This is a genomic window from Coleofasciculus sp. (assembly GCF_046539235.1).
Lineage (GTDB): Bacteria > Cyanobacteriota > Cyanobacteriia > Cyanobacteriales > Coleofasciculaceae > Coleofasciculus.
Genome location: NZ_JBKHHI010000374.1, coordinates 1 through 6600, shown reverse-complemented (window position 1 = coordinate 6600; position 6600 = coordinate 1). Strand labels below are relative to the sequence as shown.

At 46.4% G+C, this 6600-nt stretch carries 5 protein-coding genes; 4 read left to right on the top strand and 1 reads right to left on the bottom strand.

Going from position 1 to position 6600, the window contains the following annotated elements; translation table 11 throughout:
- Nucleotides 1-128: 128 nt before the first annotated feature.
- The 4 genes from ACLFWI_RS24335 (at nt 129) to ACLFWI_RS24320 (ending at nt 5071) form a co-directional block, all read left to right on the top strand.
- The gene (locus tag ACLFWI_RS24335) at nt 129-566 is read left to right on the top strand and encodes an Hsp20/alpha crystallin family protein (RefSeq protein ID WP_446406429.1); all 438 of its coding nucleotides are present in this window, start codon (nt 129-131) and stop codon (nt 564-566) included.
- 249 nt (nt 567-815) lie between these two features.
- A complete protein-coding gene (locus ACLFWI_RS24330) occupies nt 816-1001 on the top strand; it encodes a hypothetical protein (protein WP_446406428.1) in 186 nt (61 codons plus the stop codon).
- 48 nt (nt 1002-1049) lie between these two features.
- Nucleotides 1050-2987 (top strand): ATP-dependent zinc metalloprotease FtsH, encoded by a 1938-nt coding sequence (ftsH, locus tag ACLFWI_RS24325; protein ID WP_446406427.1) that lies wholly within the window; start codon nt 1050-1052, stop codon nt 2985-2987.
- A gap of 215 nt (nt 2988-3202) precedes the next feature.
- Nucleotides 3203-5071: a chloride channel protein gene (locus ACLFWI_RS24320; RefSeq protein ID WP_446415063.1), complete on the top strand. Its 1869-nt coding sequence runs from the start codon at nt 3203-3205 to the stop codon at nt 5069-5071.
- Between the two features lie 228 nt (nt 5072-5299).
- Here ACLFWI_RS24320 and ACLFWI_RS24315 read toward each other — a convergent pair whose 3' ends face one another.
- Complete coding sequence (locus ACLFWI_RS24315) at nt 5300-6145, bottom strand: YfdX family protein (protein ID WP_446415062.1); 846 nt, start codon at nt 6143-6145, stop codon at nt 5300-5302.
- Nucleotides 6146-6600 lie beyond the last annotated feature (455 nt).

Genomic DNA, 6600 nt, shown 5'->3' with positions numbered 1-6600 from the left:
CTAGGGGTGGCAAACCGAACCAAGTCATTGTGAGCGTTCTTGTACCTTAGATTATCGAAAGAGCAAGATAACTAAACCTCTTAACGCTCTTTGTGGTCATTACTGCAAATTGAAAGGAGGTAACAATTATGGCTTTAGTTCGTTGGCAACCGTTTCAAGAAATTGACAGCTTACAACGGCAAATGAACCGTCTGTTTGACAATTTAATGACGACAGACGGAGATGGGTGGGCAACTACGTTTACCCCAGCGGCTGAGATGCAGGAAACCCCTGATGCAATCCATCTGAAACTGGAAGTTCCGGGGCTAGAACCTAACGATATCGACTTGCAAGTCTCCGCTGAAACTGTCTCGATTAGCGGTGAACGCAAACAAGAAACTCAAACGGAAGAAAATGGTACTAAGCGCAGCGAATTCCGCTATGGTAGCTTCCGTCGAGTGATTTATTTACCTGCACAAGTGCAGAATAATGAGGTTCACGCTGAATACAAAAATGGTATTTTGCATCTCACGCTTCCTAAAGCCGAAGAAGAGAAGAATAAAGTCGTCAAAGTGAACATCGGCTAATCGTTTCTTGATGCTGAGGTTTCACCACATCTTTGGCTAGAAGGAGTAAGGGGTAAATACACAAGGATGTGTGGCTACTCTCTGCCATTTCATCCTTCCCCCTTAAGACCATTGGGTTTCTGATATAAAAGCTGGCTCGAAGCGCTCAGAAATCCAATGGTTTTATCTGACCATTTTTTCAAGTCAGATCAAGTTGTGTAGTCGTTACCCTAAAAGTTAGGATTTTATTCCGTTTTAGGAGGTCAACCTATGGCGGACATTACCGGACAGCTAAAACAGCTTAACGAAATTCTCAGCCGAGCGCTGCAAACACCGACTAATCCACCTAGTTCTCCACCATCGTCTGATCCGCTTCCGGAAAACACACCCATGCCAAATTCGACATCCTCTGAGGCGGTTGGTGGGTCAACGGATGGGTTAAACCCCTCGCCATAAAACTGACGGTTCCGAATAATAACGTTTATCGTCAAGGAGCTAAAAAAAATGGCAGTTGAAACGAATAATACACCATTCCAAAAACCCCCAAAACTCAAACAAATTGGTGGTAGCCTGCTTACCTTCATCACTATCCTGCTCCTATTGAATTTAGCGATTATTCCCAGCTTGGGTTCTCATTATCGAGACGTACCCTATAGTGACTTTATTGAGCAAGTCGAAGCGGGTAAAGTGGAGCGTGCCATTGTCGGACCTGAGCGAATTCAGTACACCCTCAAACCCGCACCTAACAGCCCTTCTGAACCTCCCCGTGTCTTCGTCACCACACCCGTAACGATTGATCTGGATTTACCGAAGATCTTACGAGAAAATGATGTGGAGTTTGCCGCTCCGCCACCGGACAACTTGGGTTGGCTCTCAACGGTACTGGGTTGGATTGTGCCACCTTTAATCTTTTTTGGCATCTGGGGGTGGCTGTTGAGCCGGAATCAAGGGGGAGGTCCAGCAGCGTTGACGGTGGGTCAGAGTAAGGCTCGAATCTACTCTGAAGGAAGTACAGGGATCAAATTTGATGATGTGGCTGGGGTGGATGAAGCTAAAGCCGAACTCCAGGAAGTGGTTGAGTTTCTTAGAGACTCAAGTCGCTATACCCAGATTGGTGCGAAAATTCCCAAAGGTGTGCTGCTGGTCGGACCACCGGGAACGGGTAAAACCCTACTGGCAAAAGCTGTCGCCGGGGAAGCGGGGGTTCCTTTCTTTAGCATATCGGGTTCGGAGTTTATTGAATTGTTTGTCGGTGTGGGTGCCGCACGGGTACGAGATTTATTTGAACAAGCCAAACAACAGGCGCCCTGTATTGTTTTCATCGATGAATTAGATGCGTTGGGCAAATCTCGCGGTGGGAATAGTCCCTTCATTGGTGGCAATGATGAGCGAGAACAGACGCTGAACCAGTTGCTCACAGAAATGGATGGCTTCGATGCCAATAGTGGTGTGATTATTTTAGCAGCAACCAACCGTCCGGATGTGCTTGACCCAGCCTTGCGCCGTCCGAGGCGTTTTGATCGCCAAATTGTGGTAGACCGACCGGATAAAATCGGGCGGGAAGCGATTCTCCAGGTTCATGCTCAGTATGTAAAGTTGGCTGAGGAGGTGGATTTGGCGAAAATTGCGGCGCGAACCCCAGGGTTTGCTGGGGCTGATTTGGCTAACTTGGTAAATGAGGCGGCTTTGCTAGCCGCACGCCAGCATCATCCGGCGGTGACGATGGCTGATTTTAATGAAGCGATTGATCGCGTGATTGCTGGACTGGAGAAAAAATCCCGTGTCCTCAGCGATATTGAGAAAAAAACCGTTGCCTATCATGAAGTGGGTCACGCCCTGGTGGGTTCTTTAATGCCCGGTGCTGGAACCGTTGAGAAAATCTCAGTCGTTCCCCGTGGTGTCGGCGCTCTCGGCTACACCGTACAGTTGCCGGAAGATGACCGCTTTTTGATGATGGAAGATGAAATTCGGGGACGAATTGCCACGCTGTTAGGGGGGCGTTCGGCAGAAGAGTTAATCTTTGGTAAGGTATCCACGGGCGCTGGGGATGACATTCAAAAAGCTACGGATTTGGCTGAACGTTCGGTTACCCTCTATGGTATGAGCAAGAGTTTAGGAGCGATCGCGTTTGAGAAGAGTCAACCCCAATTCTGGGAGGGGTGGCAAAATCCTCGCCGTTCTGTTAGTCCCAAGGTGGCTGAGGAGATTGACCGAGAGGTGAAGGACATGGTAGACAGAGCTCACCAGATGGCACGGCTGATCTTGCAAACCAATCAAACTTTACTCGAACAAATCGCCGAAATTCTCTTGCACCAGGAAATCCTCGAAGGTGCAGAACTCCAAGAGCAACTCAAAAGCGCGATCGCGCCTGCGTCACTGCAAGATTGGTTGCAAACGGGTAAACTGCCACAGGAGTTACCACAGTTACAACCCGCCGCTTAGAACTACTGGTTAAGTCATCGACTGAACGTCTTCAAAAACAGTAACCATTCCCTATTCAATACCCCCTTTTTTTACTGAGCAAAGCATCTCTCCCGATCCTTAGCTTTGCTCAGAATGATACGTTATCTCAGGTTCGGTCAAACCCCCTGAATAACAACGCCTAAAACTTTTGTTTTTGGTTATGTTCTCCTTCAACGCTATGATTTTTATCTCCTATGACGACTCTTCCTAACTCCAAAGTGCTTCTGCCACCCCAGTCGAAATTTACATCCCTCTCAGATCGTTTAACAACGCTGCTCAACCGCTTACAACCGTCACCTGAAGCCCTAGTTTTAATTTCGGCAACCTTAATTAGTGGTGGAGCAGGCTTAGCGATGGTGTCCTTTCACCATTTAATCGATCTATGCCAAATCCTAGCCTTCGGAAAATTATTGGGACTTCTCTCGGTTTGGGGAACGTGGACATTAGTTTGTATTCCCACCTTAGGCGGCTTAGTGGTTGGGGTAATGCGTTGGCATTATCCTCATATTTTAGGTCAGGGATTTTCGGCACTTTTAAGTAATGAAAGGGTGCAGAAAATATCACCGATGCGACCCATTATTAAAATGCTGGCGGCGGCAATTTCCTTGGGGACAGGGGCATCCTTGGGACCAGAAAGTCCGAGCGTGGAAATTGGTTCTAATGTGGGGATTCTACTGGGTCAATTTTTTCAAGTGTCTAAGGAGCGATATCGCTTACTGCTAGGCGCTGGGGCAGCAGCCGGCTTTGCGGCTGGATTTAATGCTCCGATTGCTGGTGTCTTCTTCGCGATAGAAGTTGTCCTAGGCACAGCATTTAGCACTCCAGCCGTAAGTCTCATCCTTCTCTCTGCTGTCATTTCTGCTATCATTGCTCGCCTCTTTTTGGGCGTTCATCCCGCTTTTAATTTACCGACTTACCAAGTTTTGAATAATTGGGAATGGATCTTTTATTTAGGATTAGGGTTACTGGCTAGCTTAATATCAATTACCTATACCAAAGCGATTAACCTGGCTCAGGCTTGTTTTCGAGGCGAGGTTATGGGCTTGACTTGGCTACAAAAACTTCCCCCAGCCATGCAACCCGTTCTCGGAGGAGCCTGTGTTGGTCTAGTGGCTTTACCATTGCCGCAAATTCTCGGTGTCGGCTATGGAACGCTAGAAGATATTCTCCAGGGAGAACAATTTTCTATCAGTTTTTTAGGTTTACTATTAGGCGTAAAAATAATTATTACAGCGATTAGTTTAAGTAGCGGATTAGTTGGAGGAGTTTTTGCTCCCTCTCTATTTATTGGAGCTTGTTTGGGAGCTATTTACGGCAATAGCTTAATGACTATTTTACCTCCTAGCTTATCAGAAATTGCCCCACCACCGGCTTATGCCATGGTGGGAATGGCAGCCGTACTTGCTGGTAGTGTCAGAGCGCCACTAACGGCAATTCTCTTACTGTTTGAGTTGACGCGAAACTATTTAATTATTCTCCCCCTAATGGCAGCGGTAAGTGTAACCGTTTGGGTCGTTGAGCAAGTGCAATCCTACCCATCTGGTAAGCGGTTAAATCTCCAGCAAATGGGTATGAATCTGGAAAAACAGGATGAGTGGGAGGTGTTGCAGCAAGTCCCCGTAGATACAATTATGCAGCGATCCTATGTGGGACTACCAGCTTCCCTGTCCTTGCTACACGCAGGTTGGATCATGATTCAGGACAAATGCCATACTGCTCTGGTGTTTGATGAAGCGGATCAACTAATCGGAATTATTACTCTAGCGGATATCAAGCGGATTATCAACGAAATCAAACCTCAAGCGTCCGGAACGTTAGAAATTAAGCCAAAAGTTAGAGATATTTGTACACAGGAAGTTCTCTATGCTTATTCCGATGAATCGGTGAAAGATGCTTTAAAACGAATGGGAGCAAGGGGACTTTTTCTCCTGCCTGTTGTCGCCAGAAATAATCCGCGAAACGTTTTGGGTGTGATTGAACGAAGTAAAATTGGTTTGGTTGGCGATTTGGTGACGACCAAAGAAGTCCTTGAACCTTATTTACCTAAGAGTCAGAAGTCATAATTTACAGCAGATTTCAGGTTGATGAGGTACAGTCTTATAAGCAAGATCCCCGACTTCTTGAATAAGTCGGGGATCTGTCTGTAGCGATCGCCCGATGCCGCCCTTTCTCAAACCACAAAACCTACTCCATGTCGTCACAATCCATTGACAGTATTGGTTCAAATAAAGGGCAAATTCGAGCGATTCGCATCATTGTATTATTGCATCATTAATGAGTCGCGATCATCCTTAAGATTTGACTTCCTTCTTTGAGATGCGCTTAAAGTTAGAGATGCGTTTAAAGAAAGCAGCGATTCTAGTCTTGAGTTTCTCAAAGGCATTTTTGGTATCTTCATCTGCCTTGAGCTGCTGCTCAAGATTTTTAATTTCTGTATTAAGCTGCTCGTATTCCTGATCATCTTCTGCATAGCCCAATTCCTGAGCTAGCTTGAGCCGCGTGCGGGCGTTTGCCAGCATCTGCATCGCCTTATCCTTGTCGCTTTCTGAGCAGGCTGACTGAATTAAATTGCGGGCGTTGAGGATAGGTAATGGCTGATATTCCTCCAAAAGCACTAATGTTGATAGAGCTATTTGCAGTACCCCTTTCGCTTCGGCAGTATTGCCTTCGTCTATCAACTTGGCGGCTTTCTTCAGGGCATTTGGATAGGTTGCCAAAGGCAAATTGGAGACAGTGACGCGAATTTCACTGGCTAAGCTATTGAACAGTCTGCGGGCAGCCGGTAAATCACCAGAGTTAACCGCAGATTTGATTTCTTTGCGGATATCTTTGATGGCGGCTTTGTCATCTGGCGCAACGTTAATGATCGCGATCGTATAATCGATTGGAACTAAAGATAGCTCCGGTTCTCGCGCCAGAATAATATCGAGTTGACCCGTGGCTCGCTCGATCGCTTTTATCGCTTTGTCCAGATCGTTTTCATCGATAGCTGCGATCGCGTCTTTGGTTTCCTGAATTGCGTTGACTGCTTCCTGAACCAGGCGTTTCTCTAATTCAGTAATAGTCCGCTCTTTTTCCTGTTCGGTTTGTTGTTGCAGTTCCTTGTCCGAGACTTGGTGGATTTGGGTATCACTCATGGCTCGATTACCTCCACTGTTTGAGTAAGTTAACTTTGGGCAAACAGTTATACCAATCAGCCCTATCAATAACGAACAATTAAGCCGCTCGCTTGACAGAACTGTGTTCCTTTAAATCTCAATTTTAAAATTTAGCAAAGCCGATTGGCAGGGACAACAGCTCGTGAAGTGTGGTTTGCCGAATAGCGAGGTTAGTTTTATTTCGGACTCAGAGGGATAGGAAGAAAAGCCTAGCCTGTAGGAAGCGATCACATGACGGAGACAACGGAACCTATTGATTCTATTCCTCTCACCAGTCAAGCGATTAGGCAGCTTCAACAGTTGGTTCTCTGTACGGTTAATTCGACTAGAGCGCATTACCAATTATTAATTAAATTTTAAGTGAAGGCAAGCGAGGACTCAGGTTCGCAAGATTAACCTGGGTCATTGGCTTGTTGAAAGTTCCATATCTGGAT